Here is a 24,655-nt window from a genome sequence, read left to right on the forward strand (position 1 = left end):
GCTTGTCAGGACTTCACAGTGCCGCCTGCCAGGCTCCTGCGCTTGCTCATCAGTCCGTAATAGCAGGCTGCCGGGAACAGCAGCCCCACCACCCAGGCCAGGTCGATGCCCTGCAACGAGGCGGCGACCGGCCCAACGTAGAGGGAGGTGTTCATGAACGGGATCTCCAGGGCGATGGTGGCGAGGAACACGCCCACCGCAATCCAGTTCACCCGGCCATAGATGCCCGAGGGGTCGAAGATGTCGGCTATCAGGTATTGCCCTTTGCGCAGTGCGTAGTAGTCCACCAGGTTGATCGCGGTCCAGGGGATCAAAAAGTAGCTCATGAAGAAGATGAAGTTCAGGAAGAACTGGATGAAGTCATCCTGGGCCAGGGTGCACAACGCTGTCGCCAGGGCACAGATCACCAGCATGAAGCCCGCGCGCACCCCGGGGGTGACTTTCAGCGCCGCGAACGGTTCGATCACCGTCACCGTCGACATGAACGCGCCATACAGGTTGAACACGTTGATCGCGATCTGCCCGTAGAGCACGAACGCCACCGCCAGCAACGTCCCGCCACCGAGCACGCCGAGCAGCTGCAGGCCGACGTTGTCGGAAAAGCCGGCAACGGCCTTGGCCAGCACGGCCCCCAGCAGCATCATCCAGCTACCGCCGATGACGGTGCCCGCGTAGCTGTACCAGAACACCTGGCGGGTGGACGTGCGGGTCGGCAAATAGCGCGAGTAGTCGGCTACGTAAGGGGCGTAGGACAGCTGCCAGGTGACCGCGATGCTCACCGAGGCCAGGAAGCTGGCCAGGTTGAAGCCTTGCGCAGACCATTGGCCGGCTTCCATCGGCAGCGCCAGGGCGAGCAGGGTGGCAATGCCGAAGACCGCGATCGACAGCAGCGACAGCAGCTTCTGCAGGCGGTGGATGAGCTGGTAGCCGAACAGCGCCACCAGGAAGCACAAGGCGCCGAGCAGGGCAATGTTGCCGCCGTTGCCGAGCGGGCTGGCGCTGGCGATGGCCTGGGCGGCCAGCAGCGTGTTGCTGACGAAGAAGCCCAGGTAGATGAGCATCACGAACAGCAACGGCACGATGGCGCCGAACACGCCGAACTGCGCGCGGCTCTGGATCATCTGCGGGATGCCCAGGCGCGGGCCCTGGGCCGAATGCGACGCCATGAAGATTGCGCCGATCAACGCGCCGAGCACTATCGACAGCGCACTCCAGAACAGGTTGAGCCCCAGGCTGATCGGCAGCACCCCGGCGGCCACCGTGGTGATGTTGGCGTTGGCGCCGAACCAGACGAAGAACAGCGAGCGCGGCTCGCCATGGCGTTCGGCTTCCGGGATGAAGTCGATGCTTCTTTTCTCTACTTTCATGTCGTTCTCCGCTCAGTGCTGGGCAGTCAGTTGGCGTTCGAAGCGCGCAATCGTCTGCACGAACGCTTCTGGCGCAAAGGCGAGATGGTCGGGTTCTGCGCTGAGCACAGAGGCGGCCGGCTGGTTGTTCCAGCGGCGCAGCAACTGCTCGGTGGAAAAGATTTCCAGCCCGTAGAGCCAGTTGGAGAGAATGAACAGCGCCGAGTAGTGGGCGGCAAGCGTGGTCGCCGTGCAGGCGTCGGCGACCAGCACCAGCTGGAAGTCGTGCTGGTAGGCATCGAACAGGCTGCTCATCACGCACACGTCGGTCAGTACACCGATCACCACCAGTCGTTTGATGCCGCGGCTTTTCAAACTCTGGGCCAGGCGCGTGCCGTGAAAGGCGCTGTAGCGCTGTTTGTCGATCACCGTGTCACCGGCCTGCGGTGCCAGGGCGTCGATGATCTCGATGGCCGGGGTGCCGGCACGGTAGGTGGTTGGCCGGCCTTGTGCGTCGACCGGCTCGCCGAATGCCAGGTCGCGGCCGAGCGCATCGTTGACGTGGCGGGTGTAGAACAGCGGCAGGTTGCGGCAGCGGGCGCCGTCAATCAGCGCGGCCGCGTTGTCGATCACACTGTCGAGGCGCGGCAGGGGGAAGCTGTCCTCCTGCTGCAGGTCGATCACGAGAATAGCGGTGTCTTGAGTCATAGGGTTTCTTCCAGGTGCAGCACCCCGGGCGCGCCACAAAGGGCTCGCCAGGCGGTGCTGCGGATGCAGGTGCGCGGGCGCCGCGACAACGGTGCCTGCGAGGGTCGAGCGCAACGCTCGTGGAAGAAATCAGCCGACTATCTGCCAGAAACCGTTCTGCTTGGCGGCGACAGCAGCGGGAAGGCGTTGCAGCGTGATCTGCAACGGTGCCGCCGCTCGGCGCAGGTAGCCGTTCATGGCCCCGCATGGCAAAGCGCGCACCCGGCCAGGGCGGCGGGTGCGAAACTTGGCAATGATGGAGGGGAGGCGGGCCATGAGCAGAACACTCGCGTTAATCGTTCAGCCATGGCAGCAAGATTCGGGCCATCACCGCAGATGCGCCAGGAGCAGCGACTTTGAACGGTCGAGCTTGGCAGTGTTACCGAGTGGCATGTGGTATGCCGTAATACTGTGCTACCAAGCGTATCAACCCGTCTTGCGCGATACCATCGCGGTCAAGGCAGCCCTGGCTTCATCGCTGTTGAGCCGCTCGATGAACAGCAGGCCTTCCTTGGCCACCGTGGCGGCCAGCGCGTCGCGCTGCCCATCCTTGAGCAAACGCCTGCTGATGCGCAGTGCATCGGCGGGCAACTGCTGCAGGCGCCGCGCCAGCTTGACCGCGGCGGCCAGGCATTGCGCGCCATCGTCGAACAGTTCGGTCGCCAGGCCCCACTGCAGCGCCTGTTCGCCATTCAGCGCCTGGTTGCACAGCAACAGCTGCGCCGCCCGTGCATGCCCGAGCAGCTGTGGCAGCAACAGGCTCGCGCCAAACTCCGGGCACACGCCCAGTGCCACGAACGGCGTGCGCAGCTTGGCGTCACGGCTGACCAGCACCTGGTCGCAATGCAGCAGCAGCGTGGTGCCGATGCCGATCGCCGGCCCCGCAACCGCCGCGATCAGCGGTTTGTCCAGCGCCAGCACCGCCCACATCATGCGGAACACCGGGCTTTGCAGGTCGGTCGGGGGCTGGTCGAGAAAATCTGGCAAGTCGTTGCCGGCGGTGAAGCACTCGGTGCTGCCGGTGATCAGGATCACCTCGACTTGCAGGTCGCTGTTGGCGGCCTCGAACAGCTCTGCCAGGCGCGTGTACATGGCGTTGGTCAGGGCGTTGAGTTTGTCTGCGCGGTTCAGGCGCAGGGTCAGCAGGCCTTCGTCGAGCTGCTGATGGATCAGGTCGGTCATGGGCGGTGCCTCTGTTGTTGTTATCGTGCCCGAGTATAAACAGGCTATCGCGACCGAGGCGAGTTGCTATACAGTCGTTCAACTGTGCGATCCACGAGAGCCACCGATGACCCAGGAAGCCCGCTTCAGCCGCATGCTGCCCGAACTGCGCAAGGCCAATCTGGTCGAGGCCACCCTGGCCTGCCTGAAGCGCCATGGCTTCCAGGGCGCCTCGATCCGCAAGATCTGCGCCGAAGCCGGGGTTTCGGTAGGCCTGATCAGCCACCATTATTCGGGCAAGGACGAGCTGGTCGCCGAAGCCTACATGGCGGTCACCGGCCGGGTCATGCAACTGCTGCGCGAGGCCATGGCCCAGGCTGCGCCCAACGCCCGCGAACGGTTGTCGGCGTTCTTCCGTGGCTCGTTCAGCGCCGAGCTGCTCGACCCGCAGCTGCTCGATGCCTGGCTGGCGTTCTGGGGCGCGGTGAAGACCGCCGAGGCGATCAACCAGGTGCATGACCACTCCTACGGCGAGTACCGCCGCGAACTGCGCACGCTGCTCGCGGAGCTGGCACGGGAGGAGGGCTGGGAACACTTCGATGCCGACCTCGCCGCCATCAGCCTCAGCGCCTTGCTCGATGGCCTGTGGCTGGAATCCGGGCTGAACCCGGGCACCTTCACCCCGGCCCAGGGCGTGCAGATCTGCGAGGCCTGGGTCGATGGCCTGCAAGCCGGTGGTCGGCAACGCTTCAGTACAGCCACCGAGGGCTGTTGATCGACCGTTCAGCAATCGCTAGTCTTGGCCCACTCTAATAAAAAAATCGCCTTCGGGCGCTTCAGGACTACCCGCAATGACCTCTCAGGTACTGATCGTCGATGACGATCCACTGATTCGTGACTTGCTCCAGGCCTACCTGTCCCAGGAAGGCTATACCGTCCACTGCGCCGCCACTGCGGAACAGGCCGAAACGTTGCTGGGCGAGCAGCCGGTGGAACTGGTGATGCTCGACATCCGCCTGCCCGGCAAGGACGGCCTGACCCTGACCCGCGAGCTGCGGGTGCGCTCGGAAGTGGGGATCATCCTGATCACCGGGCGCAACGACGAGATCGACCGCATCGTCGGCCTGGAATGTGGCGCCGACGATTATGTGAGCAAACCGCTCAACCCCCGCGAACTGGTGTCCCGCGCGAAGAACCTGATCCGTCGCGTGCGCCACGCCCAGGGCGCCCGGCCAGCCAGCGTGGCCACCGCCACCCTCAAGCAGTTCGGCGACTGGTCGCTGGACTGCGACCGCCGCCGCCTGATCGATGCGCAGGGCGGCGAAACCCTGTTGACCCACGGCGAATTCCAGTTGCTCAGCGTGTTCCTGCGCAACAGCGGCCACACCCTGAGCCGCGACCAGCTGATGGACCAGATCCGCAACCGCGAGTGGGTGCCCAACGACCGTTCCATCGACGTACTGGTCGGCCGCCTGCGGCGCAAGCTGCACGACGACCCCGCCGAGCCTGAACTGATCATTACCATCCACGGTGCCGGCTACCTGTTCACTGCCAGCGTGGCTGCGTGAGCCCGTACCTGTTCGGCCTGCTGGTGCTGTTGGCCAGTGGTGCACTGCAGGCCGCCGGCACCGTGCGTTACTGCGATTACCCGGTGTACCCACCGGTGTCCTGGAGCGATGGCAAGCAGCCGCGCGGGCTGGCGCCGACGGTGGTACGCGAGCTGTTCGGGCGGCTGGGCTATCAGGTCGAGATGGTGGTGCTGGGCAACTGGCAACGCTGCCTGCTCGACGCTGCCGAAGGGCGGGTGGATGTGGTGCTGGCCTACACCTCGGAGCAGCGCGCCAAGTCGATGCGCTTTTCCCAGGTACCGGTGCTGCGCGAGGAGGTGGCGGTGTTCGCCAACCGCCAGCATCCGCTGCAGTTCGACCAGCTCGAAGACCTGGCCAAATACCGTGGCGGGCTGCTCTTCGGCGAAAGCTATGGCCCGGCGTTCGACCGCTTCGTGGCGCAGCACCAGAACATCGAGTGGGTGTCGGACAGCGGGCAGAACTTCGGCAAGCTGATTCGCGGGCGCATCGACTTCGTGGTCCAGGAGCGGCGCACCGGGCAGCTGTTCGTCGAACACATGCCTGGCGCCCAGGACATCGTTGCACTGCCACCGGCACTGAGCGTCGACTACCTGCGCGTGGCGGTGTCGCGCCACTCGCCGTTGAGCGAGCACATGGGCGAGATCGACGCGCAACTGCAGAAGATGGCCGACGCCGGCGAACTGGAACGCTGGCTGCATGAAAGCGAGGTCACCTACCGCGACATGGTCAGCCAGCCATGAACCGCCTGCAACCCGGTGGCCTGCTGCGGCGGCTGTTGCTGTTCATCTTGCTGTTCAGCCTGTGCTTCACGGTGCTGGCCAGCAGCGTGCAGCTGTATTTCGAGTACCGCCGCGAGATGCGCGAGATCGATGCGCGCATGGCGCTGATCCGCGCTGGCTACCTGGCCAGCCTGGAACGTAGCCTGTGGGACCTGAATCAGGAGCAGCTGAACGTGCAGCTGCGCGGGCTGGTGGACTTCTCCGACGTGGCGCGGGTGCGCCTGAACAGCGCCGACTTCACCCTGCAGCAAGGTGAGCCGAACCCGCAGGGGCCGCTGCGGGTCGAGCGCTTCGCGCTGGACTATCAGCCACCGTCAGGGCCTGCGCGCCACCTGGGCGAACTGGAAGTGAGCACTGACCTGGGCGCGGTGCACCGGCGGCTGTTCGCCACCGGCCTGACCAGCCTGCTGTGGATGAGCGTGTTCCTCTGCGGCCTGGCGCTGGCTTTGTCGGGTTTGTTCTATCGCCTGGTAACCCGTCACCTGCAGGTCATGGCCGACTTCGCCCGGCGCATCGGTGCCGGGCAATGGCACGAGCCGCTGCGCCTGAACAAGCGCCGTTCGCCCCATACCGACGAAATCGACAGCGTGGCGCTGGCACTGGATGACATGCGCCGGGCCATCCTCAGTGACAGCGAACGTCGCGAAAGCGACCGCCTGGCCTTGCAGGACAAACGCGACGAGCTGCAGAAGCAGGTTGAGCGGCGCACCGCGAGCCTGATGCGTGCCAAGGACGATGCCGAGGCGGCCAACCTGGCCAAATCGCGCTTCCTCGCCACCATGAGCCATGAACTGCGCACGCCACTGAACGGTATCCTCGGCATGGCCGAATTGTTGCGCGACGCCGGCCTCGCAGCGCCGGATCGCCAACGCCTGGAGGCGTTGTACAAGGCAGGCGACGGGCTGCTGAGCATCCTCAACGAGGTGCTGTATTTTGCCCGCCTGGAAGAGGGCGAAAGCCGCCCCGAGGCCGTGGATTTCTCCCTGCGCCAGCTGTGCGCCGAGGTCGTGACCCTGCTCGAACCCCGCGCGCTGGCCAACGACAGCCTGGTGCTGTGCCGCATCGACCCGCAGCTGGCTGCGTACCAGCACGGCGCCGAGCAGTACCTGCGCCAGGTCCTGAGCAACCTGCTGGCCAACGCCATCAAGTTCACCGAGGGCGGCGAGATTCTGGTGGAAGTGCAGGTGTTGCAGGCGCAACCCGGGCGGCAGCATCTGCGCCTGAGTGTCACCGACGACGGCATCGGCATCTGCGAGGCGATGCAGCCGAAGATCTTCGACCGCTTCGTCCAGGCCAGCGAGGCGGTCGCACGGCGCTACGGCGGCACCGGCCTGGGGCTGGCGATCAGCAAGCACCTGGTCGAGCAGATGGCCGGGCAGATCGGCGTGCGCAGCCGCGAGGGCGAGGGCAGCTGCTTCTGGCTGGAGCTGGCGCTTGAGACGGCGCAGGCGCCCCAGGCCATGGCGCAGGCTGAGCGCGCCGCTGCGCCACTGCACGTCCTGGTGGTGGAAGACGTAGCCCTGAACCGTGAAGTGGTGCGCGGGCTGCTGGAGCGCGACGGGCATGAAGTGTGGCTGGCCGAGGATGCCGAGCAGGGCTTGCAGTTGTGTGCACAGCAGCGCTTCGATCTGCTTCTGCTGGATGTGCACTTGCCGGGCATCAGTGGCGTGGAGCTTTGCCGACAGCTGCGTGCCGGCGCTACGCCGAACCGCGACACGCGCATCCTGGCGCTGACCGCCAGCGTTCAGCCGGGGCTGGTGCGTGCCTATCTGGATGCCGGGATGCAGGGTGTGCTGGGCAAGCCGCTGAAGCTTGCCAACCTGCGTCAGGCTCTGGCGGGGCAAATCCAACAGCAGCAAACGCAAGCGCCCGCCTGGCTCGACCATGAGTTGCTGGCCACGCACCGCACGCTGCTCGGCGAGCAAAAGCTGCAAGGCCTGCTGGCTGGCTTGCGAGACGCCCTGGCGCAACAGCACCAGGCTTTGCTGGAGGCGGTCGAGGCGGGCGACTGCACCGAGGTGACCCACCTGGCCCATCGACTGGCTGGCAGCAGCGACTCCATGGGCCTGTGCGGCCTGGCGGCGACCTTGCGCCGGCTTGAGGCGCTTGCGCTGGCCCGCGACAAAACGGGCGTGCGGGCCATGGGCCCGTTGCTGGGCGAGCAGCTGCAGCGTGGCGAACACACCCTGGCCGAGCTGCTGGTCGGCTGAGCGACAAAATCCTTACGACTTTTTACATCTTTGATCTTTACGATCAACCGGGCCTTACATCGCTTTCCAATAATCGGACTCAACCGCTGCACACGCGGTCTTCGAGGCTTATTGGAGATAATAATAATGAAAGGCCGTAAAGCTGAAGGTATCCACCTCACGCGGGCATTGAAGAGCCGGCACATCTTCATGCTCTCGCTCGGTGGCGTGATCGGCACCGGGCTGTTCATGGGCTCGGGAGTGACCATCAACCAGGGCGGGCCGGTGGGCGCGATCCTGGCCTACCTGGTTGCCGGTTTCCTGATGTACCTGGTGATGGTCTGCCTGGGTGAACTGTCGGTGCAGATGCCGGTGTCCGGTTCGTTCCAGGCCCATGCGACGAAATTCATCGGCCCGGCCACCGGTTTCATGATCGGCTGGGTGTACTGGATGAGCTGGGCCACCACCGTGGGCCTGGAGTTCACCGCCGCCGGCATGCTGATGACTCGCTGGTTCCCGGAGGTGCCGATCTGGTATTGGTCGGCGCTGTTCGTGGCCGTGCTGTTCGGCATCAACGCACTGGCTACTCGCGCCTTCGGTGAAGCGGAATACTGGTTCTCCGGGATCAAGGTGGCGGCGATCCTCGGCTTCATCATCGTCGGAGTGCTGGTGATCTTCGGCGGCATTTCGCTGAACAGCGGGGCGCCGGCGCCGATGATGAGCAACCTGATCGGTGATTCGCTGTTCCCCAATGGCCTGTCTGCAGTGTTCGCGGTGATGATGACCGTGGTCTACGCCTTCCAGGGTTGCGAGATCATGGGCGTGGCGGCGGGCGAGACCGACCAGCCGGAAAAAAGCATCCCGCGGGCGGTACGTAACGTGGTGTTCCGCGTGCTGATCTTCTACGTGCTGGCGATCGTGGTGCTGTCGGCGATCGTGCCGTGGCAGCAGGCCGGGCTGATGGAAAGCCCGTTCGTGCAGGTGTTCGACATGGTCGGCATTCCTTACGCTGCGGACCTGATGAACTTCGTGATCCTCACCGCGATTCTCTCGGTGGGCAACTCCGGCCTGTATGCCTCTACCCGCATCCTCTGGGCGATGTCCAAGACCGGCATGGCACCGCGCAGCCTGTCGCCGCTGAGCAGCCGCGGCGTGCCGCTGCGCGCCCTGTTCATCACCTTGTGCTTTGCGCTGGTGTCGCTGATGACCAGCTTTGTCGCCGCCGACACCCTGTTCATGGTGCTGATGGCGGTGAGCGGCATGTCCGGCACGGTTACCTGGATTGTCATCGCCCTGGCGCAGTACCGCTTCCGCCAGCAGTTCCTGCGTGATGGCGGCCAGTTGAGCGAGCTCAAGTACCGCGCGCCGCTGTACCCGCTGGTGCCGTTGCTGTGCATCACCTTGTGCAGTTCGCTGTTCGTGTTCCTGGCAATGGATGAGACGCAGCGGCCTTCGTTGTACTGGGGCTTTGGCTTTATTGCGCTGTGCTATGCGGCGTATTTCCTGGTACAGCGCAAGCGCCAGGGGGTGGGGCTGGAGCCTGACATGCCGGCAGCCTGACAGATCCACTGGGGCCGCTTTGCGGCCCATCGCCGGCAAGCGCGGCTCCCACCTTGAACGGCTTACGCAGGCCCCGGTGGGAGCCGCGCTTGCCGGCGATGGGCTGCAAAGCAGCCCCCAGCGGTTGTGGGCAGTTGTACAAAGTTGTAACAGCACCAACCAGCGCTTCTCTGGATGTCTGCAAAAATCCTTATAAATCAGATAGCTAATGCATTGCTTGCAGCGTTACAGCGCAATCACCCCAGCAATTGCCTCCTTGTTGAACACTCGTTTAGCATGAGCCTCACCTCTCACAGCAATCACAATAATTCGAGGCCCGTCATGACCGCTCCGTCGTCCCTAATCACCCAGGTTGAAGCCGGCGTTGCCTGGATCACCCTGAACCGCCCCGAGCAGCGCAACGCGCTGGACATCCCCACGCTGAAGAAACTGCACGCCACCCTCGAGGCGTACAACGTCGACCCGGCTGTACGCGTGGTGGTGCTGACCGGCACCGGGCGCAGCTTCTGCGCCGGCGCCGACCTCGCCGAATGGGCCGAAGCCGAAGCCCGTGGCGCCCTGGAAACCTACGGCTGGACCGAAACCGCCCACGCCCTGATGCACTGCCTGCACAACCTGGACAAACCCACCATCGCCGCCATAAACGGTACCGCCGTCGGCGCCGGCATGGACCTGTCACTGTGCTGCGACCTGCGCCTGGCGGCCCAGTCGGCACGCTTCAAGGCCGGCTACACCAGCATGGCCTACTCGCCGGATGCCGGCGCCAGCTGGCACCTGCCTCGGCTGATCGGCAGCGAGCAGGCCAAGCGCCTGCTGTTCCTCGACGAACTGTGGGGCGCCGAACGCGCCCTGGCGGCCGGCCTGGTCGGTGAGGTAGTCGCCGACGACCAGCTAGCCACCGCCACCGCCGAACTGGCCGCGCGCCTGGCCCAGGGGCCGACCTTCGCCTACGCCCAGGCCAAGCGCCTGATGCGCGAAGGCGCCTCGCGCAGCCTCGCCGAGCAACTCACTGCCGAACTCGCCGCCGGCCTGCTCTGCGGGCGCAGCGAAGATGGCGCCGAGGCCTTGCGCGCAGCCACGGAAAAACGCCCGCCACGCTTCAGCGGCAAATAAGCCCTCACTCTTCCCCCGGTTACCCAGGAACAGGCCATGAATTTCCAACTGACCCAAGAACAAGAAATGTTGGTGGATGCCGTACGCAGCTTCGTCGCCAAGGAGCTGTTGCCCCATGAAGAAGCTGTGGACCGTGCCGACGAAGTGTCGCCGGAGCTTGCCGCGCAGATCCGTGGCAAAGCCATCGCCGCCGGCTTCTACGCCTTCAACATGCCCGAGGAAGTCGGTGGCGGCGGCCTCGATTACCTGTCCCAGGCCCTGATCGAGCGCGAGCTGTCCAAGGTCTCCTGGGCACTGCACGTGTTCGTCGCCCGGCCGTCGAAGATTCTCATGGCCTGTACCGGCCAGCAGGTCGAGGACTATCTGCTGCCATGCATCCGTGGCGAGAAGACCGACTGCTTTGCCCTGACCGAACCGGGCGCCGGCTCCGATGCCAACTCGATCAAGACCCGCGCCGTGCGCGAGGGCGACGGCTTCGTGATCAATGGCAGCAAGCACTTCATCAGCCATGCCGGGCACGCCGACTTCGCCATCGTCTTTGCCGTCACCGACACCTACGAGCACAACGGCCGCAAGCGCAACGCCGTCACCGCCTTCCTGGTCGACCGTGGTACCCCGGGCATGACCATCCGCCGTGGCCCGAAATGCGTCAGCAACCGTGGCTACCACACCTACGAGCTGTTCTTCGACGACTGCAAGGTGCCGGCCACCCAGGTGCTCGGCGAAGTCGGCAAGGGCTGGGACGTGGCCAACGCCTGGCTGACCGCAGGCCGGGTCATGGTCGCCGCCAACTGCGTTGGGCAGGCCCAGCGCGCGCTGGACGTGTCGCTGCAATGGGCGGCCGACCGCAAGCAGTTCGGCCAACCGATCGGCACTTACCAGGGCGTGTCGTTCAAGCTCGCCGACATGGCCACGCAGATCCGCGCCGCCGAATTGCTGACCCTGCACACCGCCTGGAAGATGGACCAGGGCAGCATGACCGACGGCGAGGCCGGCATGGCCAAGCTGTTCGCCAGCGAAGTGCTCGGCAAGGTTGCCGACGAAGCGGTGCAGATCTACGGCGGCATGGGCCTGATGGATGAAGGGCCGGTCGAACGTATCTGGCGCAACGCACGCATCGAACGGATCTGGGAAGGCACCTCGGAAATCCAGCGGCACATCATCTCGCGCGAACTGCTGCGCCCACTGCTGCGCTGACCGGAGCCTCACCATGTCGCAAGCCATTCGTGACAACCTCAAACGCCTGCTGGCCCCCCGGCACCTGGCTTTCGTCGGCGGGCGCAGCATGGCCCGTGCGCTCAAGCGCTGTGCCGAGGGCGGCTACCCGGGCCAGATGTGGCTGGTCAACCCGCAGCAGGCCAGCATCGACGGCGTGCCCTGTGTGCGCAGCGTGGCCGAGCTGCCTTGCGCGCCAGACGCGGTGTTCATCGCCACCCACCGCGAACTGACCCTGGCCTGTGTCGCCGAACTCGCCGCCAAGGGGGCGGGCGGGGCGATCTGCTATGCCTCGGGCTTCGCCGAAAGCGGCGCCGAGGGCCAGGCACTGCAACAGCAGCTGCTCGACGCCGCCGGTGACATGGCCCTGCTCGGGCCCAACTGCTACGGCCTGCTCGACTACCTGCACAGTGCCGCCCTGTGGCCTGTGGCCCACGGTGGCAAGGCGGTAGAGAAGGGCGTGGCGGTGCTGACCCAGAGCGGCAACTTTGCCTACAACCTGTCGATGAGCGACCGCTCGCTGCCGGTGGCCTACATGGCCTCGGTCGGCAACCAGGCGCAACTGGGCATCGCCGAGTTGATGGATGTGCTGCTCGATGAACCCCGGGTCACCGCCATCGGCTTGCACCTGGAGGGCCTGAAGAACGTGCCGGGCTTTGCCCGCGCCGCGCACAAGGCGCTGGAGAAGGGCATCCCGATCGTCGCGCTGAAGACTGGCGTGTCGCAGATCGGCGCCGAGCTGGCGCTCAGTCACACCAGCTCGCTGTCCGGCTCCGACGCCCTGTACGACAGCTTGTTCGAGCGCCTGGGGGTGATTCGCGTCAGCGGCCCGGTGAGTTTCGTAGAAACCCTCAAGGCCGCCGCCTGCGGCAACCTGCCCAAGGGCCCCAGCCTGATTGCGCTGGCCTGTTCGGGCGGCGATGCCGGGCTGATCGCCGATTACAGCGAAAGCAACCAGCTGAGCCTGCCTGCCCTGGACGCCAGCCAGGTCGAGGAACTGGCCCAGGTGCTGCCGGCCTACGCCAACCTGGTCAACCCGCTGGACTTCACCACGGCGATCTGGGGCGACGGCCCGGCCAAGGCGCGCATGCTCGACAGTGCCCTGCGCAGTGACGCCGATGCGGCGATGCTGGTGCTCGATTACCCCGCCGAGTTCACCGGCGAGCGCAAGGAATGCGACTTGCTGCTGGAGCTGTACTGCACGGCACTCAAGCGCCATGGCAAGGCCGGCTTCGTCACCTCGGCCTTCCCCGAACTGTTGCCAGCCAGCGCCCGTGACCGCCTGCACGCGGCCGGGGTGCCAGCGCTGCAAGGGGTGGAGGATGGCCTAGCGGCCTGGGGCCGGGTTGCCCGTTACGCGCAGCAGCGCCCGGCCTTGCTGGCGCTGGGCGAGTCGGCGCTGGTGCCGCTGTGCCCGCAGCCGCTGGCCGGTGACAGCCGCCTGCTCAACGAGTGGGATTCCAAGCAGACCCTGCGTGGCTTCGGCCTGCCCGTTCCGAATGGCGTATTGAGCAGCCCGCAAAATGCGCTGGCCGATGCTGGCAAGGTGGGTTTCCCGCTGGTGCTCAAGGCCGTCAGCGCACAGTTGCCGCACAAGACCGAGGCCGGCGCAGTGGCGCTGAACCTGGCCAACGAGGCCGCCCTCAGCAGCGCCCTTGAGCAGATGCGCACGCGCATCGCCGCTTACGCGCCGGGCGTCGCCTTCGACCAGGTACTGCTCGAACCCATGGCTGACGCGCCACTGGCCGAGCTGATCGTCGGCATCAAGCGCGAGGTGGATTTCGGCCTGGCGCTGGTGATCGGCGCCGGCGGCATCCTCGTCGAGCTGCTCAAGGACAGCCACAGCCTGCTGCTGCCGACCACCGACGGTGCCATCCGCAAGGCCGTGCTTGGCCTGCGCAGCGCCGCCTTGCTGCAGGGCTTCCGCGGCAAGCCAGCAGCCGATCTGGATGCACTGGTCGCAGCCATCCGTGCGGTGGCCGACTACGCCTGCGAAAACGCCAGCCAGCTGCTGGAGCTGGATGTGAACCCATTGATGGTCGATGCCAATGGCACCACTGCGGTCGATGCCTTGATCCGCCTCGGCCAGGTGTAAGGACATGAACATGACGAACCCCACACTCACAGGCGGCCAGGCGCTGGTGCGCCTGCTGGCCAATTACGGCGTCGATACCGTCTTCGGCATCCCCGGCGTGCACACCCTGGAGCTGTACCGCGGCCTGCCCGGCAGCGGCATTCGCCACGTGCTCACCCGGCACGAGCAGGGCGCCGGCTTCATGGCCGACGGCTATGCCCGGGTCAGCGGCAAACCCGGCGTCTGCTTTGTCATCACCGGCCCCGGCGTGACCAACGCCGCCACCGCCATCGGCCAGGCCTACGCCGACTCGATTCCGCTGCTGGTGATTTCCAGCGTCAACCACACCGCCAGCCTGGGCAAAGGCTGGGGCTGCCTGCACGAGACCCAGGACCAGCGCGCCATGACTGCGCCGATCACCGCCTTCTCGGCCGTGGCGCTGAAGGCCGAGGACCTGCCGGAACTGATCGCCCGCGCCTATGCCGTGTTCGACAGTGAGCGCCCGCGCCCAGTGCATATCTCGGTGCCGCTGGATGTGCTGGCTGCGCCGGTGGCGCGGGACTGGAGCCGTGACGTGGTGCGCCGCCCCGGTCGCGGCCCGGCCAGCCTCGACAGCCTGCAACAGGCAGCGGCCAGGCTGGCGGCCGCCAAGCGCCCGATGATCATCGCCGGCGGTGGCGCCCTGCAGGCGGGCGCCGAGCTGCAGCAGCTGAGCACACGCCTGGCGGCGCCGCTGTTCACCAGCGTCGCCGGCAAGGGCCTGGCACCGCTGGACTCGCCGCTCAACGCCGGCTCCACGCTGTGCGTGGAACCGGGCTGGGCGCTGATTGCCGAGGCCGACGTGGTGCTGGCGGTCGGCACCGAGATGGCCGACACCGACTTCTGGCGTGAGCGTCTGCCGCTGAGCGGCGAACTGCTGCGGGTGGATATCGACCCACGCAAGTTCAACGACTTCTACCCCTGCGCGCTGGCCTTGCACGGTGATGCCCGGCAGACCCTGGCGGGGCTGCTTGAACAGCTGCCGGATGGCGTGCGCGATGCGACCCAGGCAAGCGCCGCAGTAGCCCGCCTGCGCGATGCCGTGCAGGCCAGCCACGGCCCCCTGCAGGCAATTCACCAGGCGATCCTGCAGCGGGTCGCGGCCGAGCTGCCGGACAACGCCTTCATCAGCACCGACATGACCCAACTGGCCTACACCGGTAACTATGTGTTCAGCAGCCGGGCGCCGCGCAGCTGGCTGCACCCCACCGGCTACGGCACCCTCGGTTACGGCCTGCCGGCCGGTATCGGCGCGATGTTCGCCACGGCCGACCGCCCGGGCCTGGTGCTGGTGGGCGACGGTGGTTTCCTCTACACCGCGCAGGAACTGGCGACCGCGGTCGAGGAGCTGGACCGCCCGCTGGTGGTGCTGCTGTGGAACAACGACGCGCTGGGGCAGATCCGCGACGACATGCTCGGCCTCGATATCGAACCGATCGGCGTACTGCCGCGCAACCCGGACTTCGCCGGCCTGGCCCGTGCCTTCGGCTGTACGGTCGCGCAGCCGCAGAGCCTCGATGAACTGCAACGCGACCTGCGCGGCGGCTTTGCCCGCAACGGCGTGACCCTGATCGAGCTCAAGCACGCCTGCGCGCGCTGAGCCCACCCCGCACAACAGGACAACCAGCCATGCGATTTTCCTCTTTGACCCAACGGATTGCCGGCGACGGCGCCGCCGCCTGGGAGATCCACTACCGCGCCCTGGCCATGCTCGAACAGGGCCGCGACGTGCTGCTGCTGTCGGTCGGCGACCCGGACTTCGACACCCCGGCGCCAATCGTTCAGGCCGCTGTTGCCAGCCTCGAAGCCGGCAATACCCATTACGCCGACGTGCGCGGCAAGCGCAGCCTGCGCGAGGCCATCGCCCGTCGCCACCAGCAGCGCAGCGGCCAGGCGGTCACCGCCGAGCAGGTGACGGTGCTGGCGGGGGCGCAGTGCGCGCTGTTCTGCGTCGCACAATGCGTGCTGGAGCCGGGCGATGAAGTGATCGTCGCCGAGCCGATGTATGTCACCTACGAGGCGGTGTTCGGTGCCTGCGGCGCCAAGGTGGTGCCGGTGCCGGTTCGCCCGGAGCATGGCTTTCGCGTGCAGCCCGCAGACGTCGCCGCACGGATCACCCCGCGCACTCGTGCCCTGGCACTGAACAGCCCGCACAACCCCTCCGGTGCCAGCTTGCCGCGCAGCACCTGGGAGGCCCTGGCCGAACTGTGCATCGCCCATGACCTGTGGCTGATCAGCGACGAGGTGTACAGCGAGCTGCTGTTCGAGGGCGAGCACATCAGCCCGGCCAGCCTGCCGGGCATGGCCGAGCGCACGGCGACACTGAACAGCCTGTCCAAGTCCCATGCCATGACCGGCTGGCGGGTCGGCTGGGTGGTCGGCTCGCCAGCGCTGTCCGCGCACCTGGAAAACCTCGCGCTGTGCATGCTCTATGGCTCGCCCGATTTCATCCAGGACGCGGCGGTGGCCGCGCTGGAGCAGCCCTTGCCGGAACTGGACGGCATGCGCGAAGCCTACCGCCAGCGCCGTGACCTGGTGTGTGCAAGCCTTGCCGACTGCCCTGGCATTCGGGCACTCGAGCCCGATGGCGGCATGTTCGTAATGGTCGATATCCGCGAGACCGGCCTCAGCGCGCAAGCCTTCGCCGACCGCCTGCTCGACCAGCACGGGGTGTCGGTGCTGGCCGGTGAAGCCTTCGGCCCGAGTGCCGCCGGGCATATCCGCCTGGGCCTGGTGCTCGGCGCCGAGCCGCTGCGTGAAGCCTGCCGGCGCATTGCCCGCTGCGCCAGCGAACTGATGGAGGCGCAACGCAATGCATGAATACAGCCGCCTGTTTATCGATGGTCGCTGGCAGCAGCCAGCGGGGCAGGGCATGGCCGAGGTGATCGACCCGGCCAGCGAGGCCGTGGCCGGCAGGGTGCCGCTGGGTAACGAAGCGGATGTGGAGCGCGCCGTCAACGCGGCGCGAAAGGCGTTCGCCGACTGGTCGCGCACGCCGTCCAGCGTGCGCGCCGGGTACATTCGCGCCCTGGCCGAACAGCTCAAGGCGCGGGCCGACCAGATGGCCGCGGTGATCACCACCGAGCTGGGCATGCCGGTGCAGTGGTGCCGGCCGGTGCAGGTCGATGGGCCCATCGTCGGGCTTGAGCAGTACAGCGAACTGGCCGGCCTGATGGATGAGGTGCGCGAAGTCGGCAACTCGCTCGTGTACCGCGAGGCCGTGGGCGTGTGCGCGTTCATCAACCCCTGGAACTACCCGCTGCACCAGCTGATCGGCAAGCTCGCCCCAGCCTTGGCCGCAGGTTGCACGGTAGTGGTCAAGCCGAGCCAGGAGACCCCGCTGCATGCCTTCCTGCTGGCCGAAATGATCGAGGCCATCGGGCTGCCGGCCGGGGTGTTCAACCTGGTCAGCGGGCCGGGGGCGAAGGTCGGCGAGGCGCTGGCACGGCACCCGCAGGTGGACATGGTCTCGTTCACCGGGTCCACCGGTGCGGGTGTGCGGGTTGCCCAGGCGGCAGCACCGTCGGTGAAGCGGGTGTGCCTGGAGCTGGGCGGCAAGTCGCCGTTCCTGATCACCGCCGACGCCCCGTTGGAGGCGGCGGTGCGCCATGGCTTGCAGGATGTGATGATCAACTCGGGGCAGACCTGCACGGCGCTGACGCGCATGCTGTTGCCGGCCTCGCGCTATGCCGAGGCCCTGGACATCGCCGTGGACGAGGCCAGCAGCATGGTGATGGGCGACCCGCAGGACCCGCGCAGCTTCCTCGGGCCGATGTGCTCGGCCGGGCAGCGGCGCACGGTGCAGGAATACATCCGGGTCGGCCAGGAAGAAGGCGCACGGCTGTTGTGTGGCGGGGAGAGGGCACCAGGCTTCGAGCGCGGGTTCTATGTGCCGCCGACGCTTTTCGCCGACGTCGACAACCGCATGCGCATCGCCCAGGAGGAAATCTTCGGGCCGGTGCTGTGCCTGATTCCTTATGCCGACGAGGCCGAGGCCATTGCCTTGGCCAACGACTCACCGTTCGGGCTGTCCAGCGCAGTGTGGGCCGGTAGCCGTGACAAGGCGCTGCATCTGGGCCGCCAGCTGCGCGCGGGGCAATGCTTCGTCAATGGCGGGGCGTTCAACTACCAGGCACCGTTTGGCGGTTACAAGCAGTCGGGCAATGGGCGCGAGTGGGGGGAGGAGGGCCTGAACGAGTTTGTCGAGGTGAAGGCCATTCAGCTCTGAAAAGTGTGCAAACAACTGCGTTGCACAACTTCTGAAAACTGGCGCGCTCCCACAGGGGGCGCGTCAGATTTTTAAACATTGAGCAAGACAGTTACCCCCGCAGGGCTGGCGTTCAGGCCGTGTGTTCCTTCGGCGTATCGAACGCCACGAACAGCTGATCCGCCGTGATCGCCCCCAGGTCCAGGCGCATGTTCTGCTCCAGCATCGCGAACAGCCGGGTGAACACTTCGTACACCTTGCAGTGGTCTTCCAGCCCGGCAAACGGGTTGTCGATCTTCTCGGCGATCAGCGAGCTTTCCTGCACCGCGTCATACACTTCGCGCAAGGTGATTTCCTGCGGCGCGCGGGCCAGGGTCACGCCGCCCTGGGCGCCGCGGTACGAGGTCAGGATATTGGCCTTGACCATCTGCGACACCATCGAACGCACGCGGGTCGGGTGCACCTTGACCCACTTGGCGATGGTTTCGGTGCGCAATTTCTGCGGGGCATTGGCCGCCACGAACGAAAGGATGTACGAGGCGGTGATGAGTCGGGTCGACTGGCTCATGGGGCAAAGGCTCCCTGCGAAAACGTCAATGGTACACGACTGAAAAAGCCCGGTATCGGGCGCTGGAAATCAGCTTGTCCTGCCGCTAATGTATTTGTTACGGTAACAATTACAAATTGTAAACAGCTTCTACGCAATCCGCTTTGACCGAACAACAATTTCTTGCGGTTCAACAGGGGCAAATGCCATGAGCGATAACAACAAGAACAATCCTCACGCCATTCTCGACGGCAGCCTGCCGCGCCGGGATTTCCTCAAGTACAGCGCGGCCGCTGCGGCCATCGCCGGGGCGTTTTCCCTAGGCCTGCCGCTGCCTGGTCATGCCGAAGAGGCCACGCCAAAGCCGGGCGGCACCTTGCGCCTGGGCCTGGCCGGGGGCAGCACCACCGATTCCAAGGACCCAGGCTCGTGGGTCGACACCTTCACCTTCATCGGCTTCTCGGCGGTGTACAACACGCTCACCGAAATTTCCGTGGAAGGCACCGCCATCCCGGAGCTGGCCGAGCGCTGGGAATCGAGCCCCGACGCCAAGGTGTGGACCTTCACCCTGCGTCAGGGCGTGACCTTCCACAACGGCAAGACCCTGAATGCCGATGACGTGGTGGCCTCGATCCAGCACCACCTGGGCGACAAGTCCACCTCCGCGGCCAAGACCGTACTGGGCGATGTCGCCAAGATCCACGCCAGCGCCCCCGACACCGTGGTGTTCAAGCTGCATTCGGGCAACGCCGACTTCGCCTACGTGGTCGCCGACTACCACCTGGTGATCATGCCCGCCAAGGACGGCCTGGCCGACTGGCAGGCCGGCGTCGGCACTGGCGGCTATCGCATCAAGGGCTTCGAGCCGGGCGTGCGCATGGACCTGGAGCGCAGCCCGGACTACTGGAAGCCGGGCAGGGCGCACTTCGCCAGCGCCGAGCTGATCGCCATCGCCGACGGCGCCGCGCGGGTCAACGCCCTGGTCACCGGCAAGGTCGATGTGATCAACAAGGTCGACCTCAAGACCGTAGCCTTGCTCAAGCGCAACCCGAAGCTGGTGATCGAGGAAACCAAGGGCGCCCAGCACTACACCTTCCCGATGCTCACCGACAGCGAGCAGTTCCGCGACAACAACGTGCGCATGGCCCTCAAGCACGCGATCAACCGCGAGACCCTGCTGGCCTCGGTGCTCTACGGCTACGGCCAGGTCGGCAACGACCACCCGCTGCAGCCGGCCAACCGCTTCATCAACCCGGCGCTGGAGCAGCGCGTCTACGACCCGGACAAGGCGCGCTTCTTCCTGCGCCAGGCCGGCATGGACAGCCTCAAGGTGCGCCTGCAGGCCTCCGATGCCGCCTACAGCGGTGCGGTGGATGCCTCGGTGCTGTTCAAGGAGCAGGCGCGTCAGGCCGGGATCGACATCGACGTGGTGCGCGAACCGGCCGATGGTTTCTTCACCAACGTGTGGATGAAGCAGCCGTTCACCACCTCGTTCTGGTACTCCAGCCTCACCGCCGACCGGATGTTCAGCATCGGCTACGCCAAGGGTGCGGCGTGGAACGAGACTCACTGGGACAACCCGCGCTTCAACCAGTTGCTCAACGCCGCCCGTGGCGAGATGAACGAGCCGCTGCGCCGCGAGATGTACAACGAAATGCAGGCGCTGTGCCGCGATGAAGGCGGGGCGATCGTGCCGCTGTTCGCCAGCTCCGTTGCCGCTCGCTCCAGCCGCGTGGCCCATGGCCCGCTCACGGCGCCCTATGGCGAGCTGGATGGCCTGCGGGTGATCGAGCGCTGGTGGCAAGCCTGAGCCGCTGACCCTGCATCCAGTCGAGGCATCCAGTAGAGGAATGGTACGGTGAACAATCTTGGCAAACTGCTTGTGCAGCGGCTGGCCCTGGGCCTGTTGTCGCTGTTTGCGGTCTCGGTGGTGATCTTCCTGGCAGTCAGCCTGCTGCCAGGCGACATCGCCCAGGCCATGCTCGGCCAGTCGGCCACCCCGGAAACCGTGGCGGCCCTGCGCGCCCAGCTGGGGCTGGACCTGTCGCCGGTGCAGCGTTTCGTGCACTGGGCGTGGCGCCTGCTGCACGGTGATTTGGGCGTATCGCTGGCCAACCAGCGGCCGATCATCGAACTGGTTGGCACGCGGCTGGGCAACACCTTCAGCCTGGCCCTGCTGGCGGCGCTGTTCTCGGTGCCAACGGCGTTGCTGCTGGGCATGCTCGCGGCGTTGTACCGCAACAGCTGGTTCGACCGCCTGCTCAACACCGGCGCCTTGAGCGCCGTGTCGTTCCCCGAGTTCTTCGTCGCCTACCTGCTGATCCTGGTGTTCGCGGTAAAGCTCGAATGGCTGCCGGGTATCTCCAGCCTGCCTGCAGATGCCTCGCTGGGCGAGGTGCTGGAAGTCTCGGTGCTGCCGGTGGCGACCCTGAGCCTGGTGGTGATCGCACAGATGATGCGCATGACCCGCGCCTCTCTGATCAACCTGCTGGCCAGCCCCTACATCGAAATGGCCCGGCTCAAGGGCGTGTCGCCGGCGCGGGTGATCTTCCGGCATGCCTTGCCAAATGCCCTGGCGCCGATCGTCAACGTGGTGGCGCTGAACCTGGCGTACCTGGTGGTGGGTGTAGTGGTGGTGGAAGTGGTGTTCGTCTACCCGGGGCTCGGCCAGTTGCTGGTCGACTCGGTGGCCAAGCGCGACATCCCGGTGGTGCAGGCCTGCAGCCTGATCTTCGCCGGCACCTACATCCTGCTCAATACCGGCGCCGACGTGCTGTCGATTGCCAGCAACCCACGCCTGATGCATCCGAAGGGGTAGACCATGAGCCTGATCACACCTGTGCTGCGTGCGCCCCTGAGCGCCAAATTCGGCCTGCTGGTGATTGTTGCCTACACCGTGGTGGCGCTGTTCGCACCGCTGCTGGCGCCGTATGGCGAAACCCAGGTAGTCGGCGAGGGCTTCGCGCCGTGGAGCCCGCAGTTCCTGCTGGGCACCGACAACCTTGGCCGCGACACCTTGAGCCGCCTGCTGTTCGGAGCCCGAAACACCCTCGGTATCGCCTTCCTGACCACTAGCCTGGCGTTCCTGCTGGGCGGCCTGTGTGGCCTGGTCGCGGCCATCAAGGGCGGCTGGATCGACCAGGGCCTGTCGCGCCTGGTGGACATCCTGATGGCCATCCCGCAGCTGATCTTCGCCTTGCTGATCCTCAGCGTGGTCGGCACCACGGCCACCTCGCTGGTGCTGGTGATTGCCCTGCTCGACGCCACACGGGTGTTCCGCCTGTCGCGGGCGGTGGCGATGAACGTGGTGGTGCAGGACTTCGTCGAGGCTGCGCGCTTGCGCGGCGAAGGGCTGTGGTGGCTGGCCACCCGCGAAGTGCTGCCCAACGCTGCGGCGCCGCTGATTGCCGAGTTCGGCCTGCGCTTCTGTTTCGTCTTCCTGTTCATCAGCGCCTTGTCGTTCCTCGGCCTCGGCATCCAGCCGCCGACCGCCGACTGGGGCAGCATGGTGCGCGACAACGCGGTGCTGATCACCTTCGGCGACATCAGCCCGCTGCTTCCGGCACTGGCGGTGGCGTTGATCACGGTGAGCGTGAACTTTGTCGTCGACTGGGTGCTGCACCTGTCCAGTGGCCTGAAGGAGTGCTGAGCATGAACCCCGATACCTTGCTGGAAATCCGTGGCCTGCGCATCGAAGGCCAGCATGACGACGCCTGGCACCCGCTGATCAAGGGCATCGACCTGACCCTTAAGCGCGGTGAGGTACTGGGCCTGATCGGCGAGTCCGGTGCCGGCAAGTCGACCCTGGGCCTGGCCGCGATGGGCTATGTGCGCGACGGCTGCCGGATCACCGGCGGCAGCGTGTGCTTCGATGGCATCCAGCTGCTCGATTGCAGCGCCGAAACCCTGCGCAAGCTGCGTGGCCTGCGCATCGCCTATGTGGCGCAGAGCGCTGCCGCCTCGTTCAACCCGGCGCACCGGCTGATCGACCAGCATGTGGAAACCGCGGTGACCAATGGTGGCATCGACCGCGCCAAGGCCGAGGCCGAGGCGGTGGAGCTGTACCGCATCCTGCGCCTGCCCGACCCTGAACACATCGGCCAGCGTTACCCGCACCAGCTCTCCGGCGGCCAGTTGCAGCGGGTGATGACGGCCATGGCCATGGCCTGCCACCCGGACCTGATCATCTTCGACGAGCCGACCACGGCGCTGGACGTCACCACCCAGATCGAGGTGCTGGCGGCGATCCGCGACGCGGTGAAGACCTTCGGCAGCGCCGCGCTGTACATCAGCCATGACCTGGCGGTGGTGGCGCAGATGGCCGACCGCATCATGGTGCTGCGCCACGGCAGCCTGGTGGAGGAGGCGCAAACGCGCAACATGCTCAGTGCCCCGCAGCAGGCCTACACCCAGTCGCTGTGGGCGGTGCGCAACTTCCACACCACGGCCAAGGCCTGCCCAGGCAATGAAAAGCCCTTGTTGGAAGTGCGCAACGCCGACGCCCGCTATGGCCAGCAACCGGTGCTGCACGATGTGTCGCTGAAGCTCTATCGCGGCCAGACCCTTGCGGTCATCGGCGAGTCGGGCAGCGGCAAGAGCACCACCGCGCGCCTGATCAGCGGCCTGTTGCCGCCAACTTCGGGCCAGGTGCTGTATGACGGCGAGGCCTTGCCGGCCGACTACCGCCAGCGCAGCAAGGAGCAGCTGCGGCGCATCCAGATGATCTATCAGATCCCCGACACCGCGCTCAACCCCAGGCAGCGCATCGTCGACATCATCGGCCGGCCACTGAGCTTCTACCTGGGCCTCAAGGGCAAGGCGCTGCGCGAGCGGGTCGCCGAACTGCTGCGGATGATCGACCTGGAGCCGGCCAAGTACATGGACCGCCTGCCGCGCGAGCTGTCGGGCGGGCAGAAGCAGCGGATCTGCATCGCTCGTGCCCTGGCTGCCGAGCCGCAGCTGATCATCTGCGACGAAGTGACCTCGGCCCTCGACCAGCTGGTCGCCGAAGGCGTGCTGAAACTGCTCGACCGTATCCAGCGCGAGCTGGGCGTGGCCTACCTGTTCATCACCCACGACGTGGCCACCGTGCGCGCGATCGCCGACGAGGTGCTGGTAATGCAGCGCGGGCGGGTGGTCGACCACGGCAGCCGCGAGGCGATCTTCCAGCCGCCGCACCGTGACTACACCGGGCTGCTGTTCTCCTGCGAGCCCGAGATGGACCCCGACTGGCTCGACCGCCTGCTGGCGTCGCGCAACTCCCATTCCCCTTTGGCAACTGTTTGAGGATTGCCCATGAAAGTGTTGATCGTTCACGCTCACCCCGAGCCTCAGTCCTTCACCGCCGCCCTGCGTGACCAGGCGGCACAGACCTTCCGCGCCCAGGGCCACGAGGTGCAGGTCAGCGACCTGTACGCCATGGGCTGGAACCCGGTGGCCAGCGCAGACGACTTCAGCCATCGGGAAAACCCGGAATACCTGGTGTATGCGCTGGAGCAGCGCCTGGGCGTGAAGAGCGGTTCCATCGCCCCGGATATCCAGCAAGAGCTGGACAAGCTGCTGTGGGCCGACCTGTTGGTGCTGAACTTCCCGATCTTCTGGTTCTCGGCGCCGGCAATGCTCAAGGGCTGGATCGACCGCGTGCTGGTGTCAGGGGTGTGCTATGGCGGCAAGCGTTTCTACGATCAGGGTGGCCTGGCCGGCAAGCGCGCGCTGGTGACCGTGACCCTGGGCGGGCGTGAGCACATGTTCGGTGAGGGGGCGATCCACGGGCCGCTGGAGGACATGTTGCGGCCGATTCTGCGCGGCACCCTGGCCTATGTCGGTTTCGAGGTGCTGGAACCGTTTGTGGCCTGGCATGTGCCGTATATCAGCGATGAAGCGCGGCAGGCGTTCCTGCACAGTTACGAGCAGCGTCTGCGCCACCTGTCGGATGATCTGCCGCTGAATTTCCCGCGCCTGGACCAGTTTGATGAAGCGCTGTATCCACTGCCGCGCTGATCATAGAGCAGCTTGGATTGTCGGGGCCGCTTTGCGGCCCATCGCCGGCAAGCGCGGCTCCCACAGGTCCTGGGTATGCCGATCAAGGT

The 24,655-nt window shown here is 66.1% G+C and carries 21 protein-coding genes; 16 read left to right on the forward strand and 5 right to left on the reverse strand.

What is annotated here, in order from left to right; genetic code table 11:
* Nucleotides 1-5: 5 nt before the first annotated feature.
* The 4 genes from ABE528_RS15950 to ABE528_RS15965 all read right to left on the reverse strand — a co-directional run bounded on the left by ABE528_RS15950 (nucleotide 6) and on the right by ABE528_RS15965 (nucleotide 3,275).
* On the reverse strand, nucleotides 6-1,367 hold the full coding sequence (locus ABE528_RS15950; RefSeq protein WP_346653473.1) for a cytosine permease: 1,362 nt from the start codon (nucleotides 1,365-1,367) through the stop codon (nucleotides 6-8).
* 12 nt (nucleotides 1,368-1,379) lie between these two features.
* A complete protein-coding gene (locus ABE528_RS15955; RefSeq protein WP_346653474.1) occupies nucleotides 1,380-2,054 on the reverse strand; it encodes an isochorismatase family cysteine hydrolase in 675 nt (224 codons plus the stop codon).
* 129 nt (nucleotides 2,055-2,183) lie between these two features.
* Complete coding sequence (locus ABE528_RS15960) at nucleotides 2,184-2,369, reverse strand: hypothetical protein (RefSeq protein ID WP_152954290.1); 186 nt, start codon at nucleotides 2,367-2,369, stop codon at nucleotides 2,184-2,186.
* Between the two features lie 150 nt (nucleotides 2,370-2,519).
* Complete coding sequence (locus ABE528_RS15965; RefSeq protein ID WP_346653475.1) at nucleotides 2,520-3,275, reverse strand: enoyl-CoA hydratase-related protein; 756 nt, start codon at nucleotides 3,273-3,275, stop codon at nucleotides 2,520-2,522.
* A 106-nt stretch (nucleotides 3,276-3,381) separates the two neighbouring features.
* Here ABE528_RS15965 and ABE528_RS15970 point away from each other — a divergent pair, with 106 nt between their 5' ends.
* The 11 genes from ABE528_RS15970 (at nucleotide 3,382) to ABE528_RS16020 (ending at nucleotide 18,040) form a co-directional block, all read left to right on the forward strand.
* Nucleotides 3,382-4,029, forward strand: coding sequence for a TetR family transcriptional regulator C-terminal domain-containing protein (locus tag ABE528_RS15970; RefSeq protein ID WP_152954294.1), 648 nt, complete (start codon nucleotides 3,382-3,384; stop codon nucleotides 4,027-4,029).
* A 76-nt stretch (nucleotides 4,030-4,105) separates the two neighbouring features.
* On the forward strand, nucleotides 4,106-4,822 hold the full coding sequence (locus ABE528_RS15975) for a response regulator (RefSeq protein ID WP_152954296.1): 717 nt from the start codon (nucleotides 4,106-4,108) through the stop codon (nucleotides 4,820-4,822).
* Nucleotides 4,819-5,583, forward strand: coding sequence for a transporter substrate-binding domain-containing protein (locus ABE528_RS15980; RefSeq protein WP_346653476.1), 765 nt, complete (start codon nucleotides 4,819-4,821; stop codon nucleotides 5,581-5,583). The genes ABE528_RS15975 and ABE528_RS15980 overlap by 4 nt, the downstream gene beginning before the upstream one ends.
* The gene (locus tag ABE528_RS15985; protein WP_346653477.1) at nucleotides 5,580-7,832 is read left to right on the forward strand and encodes an ATP-binding protein; all 2,253 of its coding nucleotides are present in this window, start codon (nucleotides 5,580-5,582) and stop codon (nucleotides 7,830-7,832) included. Before ABE528_RS15980 ends, ABE528_RS15985 begins: the two co-directional genes overlap by 4 nt.
* Before the next feature lie 126 nt (nucleotides 7,833-7,958).
* Nucleotides 7,959-9,371, forward strand: a complete 1,413-nt coding sequence (locus tag ABE528_RS15990; RefSeq protein ID WP_152954300.1) for an amino acid permease — start codon at nucleotides 7,959-7,961, stop codon at nucleotides 9,369-9,371.
* 321 nt (nucleotides 9,372-9,692) lie between these two features.
* Nucleotides 9,693-10,484 (forward strand): enoyl-CoA hydratase-related protein, encoded by a 792-nt coding sequence (locus ABE528_RS15995; RefSeq protein ID WP_346653478.1) that lies wholly within the window; start codon nucleotides 9,693-9,695, stop codon nucleotides 10,482-10,484.
* A 36-nt stretch (nucleotides 10,485-10,520) separates the two neighbouring features.
* Entirely contained in the window at nucleotides 10,521-11,681 is a 1,161-nt protein-coding gene (locus ABE528_RS16000) for an acyl-CoA dehydrogenase family protein (protein ID WP_346653479.1), read from the forward strand.
* A 13-nt stretch (nucleotides 11,682-11,694) separates the two neighbouring features.
* The gene (locus ABE528_RS16005) at nucleotides 11,695-13,794 is read left to right on the forward strand and encodes an acetate--CoA ligase family protein (protein ID WP_346653480.1); all 2,100 of its coding nucleotides are present in this window, start codon (nucleotides 11,695-11,697) and stop codon (nucleotides 13,792-13,794) included.
* 10 nt (nucleotides 13,795-13,804) lie between these two features.
* Nucleotides 13,805-15,412, forward strand: a complete 1,608-nt coding sequence (locus tag ABE528_RS16010; protein WP_346653481.1) for a 5-guanidino-2-oxopentanoate decarboxylase — start codon at nucleotides 13,805-13,807, stop codon at nucleotides 15,410-15,412.
* Between the two features lie 29 nt (nucleotides 15,413-15,441).
* Nucleotides 15,442-16,632 carry a pyridoxal phosphate-dependent aminotransferase gene (locus tag ABE528_RS16015; RefSeq protein WP_346653482.1) on the forward strand — a complete coding sequence of 397 codons (1,191 nt, stop codon included), beginning with the start codon at nucleotides 15,442-15,444 and terminating at the stop codon, nucleotides 16,630-16,632.
* Nucleotides 16,625-18,040 (forward strand): aldehyde dehydrogenase family protein, encoded by a 1,416-nt coding sequence (locus tag ABE528_RS16020; RefSeq protein WP_346653483.1) that lies wholly within the window; start codon nucleotides 16,625-16,627, stop codon nucleotides 18,038-18,040. The genes ABE528_RS16015 and ABE528_RS16020 overlap by 8 nt, the downstream gene beginning before the upstream one ends.
* A 112-nt stretch (nucleotides 18,041-18,152) precedes the next feature.
* On the opposite strand, the gene ABE528_RS16025 is transcribed toward ABE528_RS16020, so the two are convergent.
* A complete protein-coding gene (locus tag ABE528_RS16025; RefSeq protein WP_079228574.1) occupies nucleotides 18,153-18,587 on the reverse strand; it encodes an Rrf2 family transcriptional regulator in 435 nt (144 codons plus the stop codon).
* A 187-nt stretch (nucleotides 18,588-18,774) separates the two neighbouring features.
* On the opposite strand from ABE528_RS16025, the gene ABE528_RS16030 reads away from it, so the two are divergent.
* The 5 genes from ABE528_RS16030 to ABE528_RS16050 are packed head-to-tail and all read left to right on the forward strand — an operon-like array spanning nucleotide 18,775 to nucleotide 24,566.
* Nucleotides 18,775-20,376 carry an ABC transporter substrate-binding protein gene (locus tag ABE528_RS16030; RefSeq protein WP_152954313.1) on the forward strand — a complete coding sequence of 534 codons (1,602 nt, stop codon included), beginning with the start codon at nucleotides 18,775-18,777 and terminating at the stop codon, nucleotides 20,374-20,376.
* A gap of 48 nt (nucleotides 20,377-20,424) precedes the next feature.
* Nucleotides 20,425-21,384 (forward strand): ABC transporter permease, encoded by a 960-nt coding sequence (locus ABE528_RS16035; RefSeq protein WP_346653484.1) that lies wholly within the window; start codon nucleotides 20,425-20,427, stop codon nucleotides 21,382-21,384.
* A gap of 3 nt (nucleotides 21,385-21,387) precedes the next feature.
* Entirely contained in the window at nucleotides 21,388-22,215 is an 828-nt protein-coding gene (locus ABE528_RS16040; RefSeq protein WP_152954315.1) for an ABC transporter permease, read from the forward strand.
* Between the two features lie 2 nt (nucleotides 22,216-22,217).
* Complete coding sequence (locus ABE528_RS16045) at nucleotides 22,218-23,852, forward strand: ABC transporter ATP-binding protein (RefSeq protein WP_178120024.1); 1,635 nt, start codon at nucleotides 22,218-22,220, stop codon at nucleotides 23,850-23,852.
* A gap of 9 nt (nucleotides 23,853-23,861) precedes the next feature.
* A complete protein-coding gene (locus tag ABE528_RS16050; protein ID WP_346653485.1) occupies nucleotides 23,862-24,566 on the forward strand; it encodes an NAD(P)H-dependent oxidoreductase in 705 nt (234 codons plus the stop codon).
* Nucleotides 24,567-24,655: the final 89 nt, after the last annotated feature.

Source organism: Pseudomonas sp. TWI628 (assembly GCF_039673865.1).
Lineage (GTDB): Bacteria > Pseudomonadota > Gammaproteobacteria > Pseudomonadales > Pseudomonadaceae > Aquipseudomonas.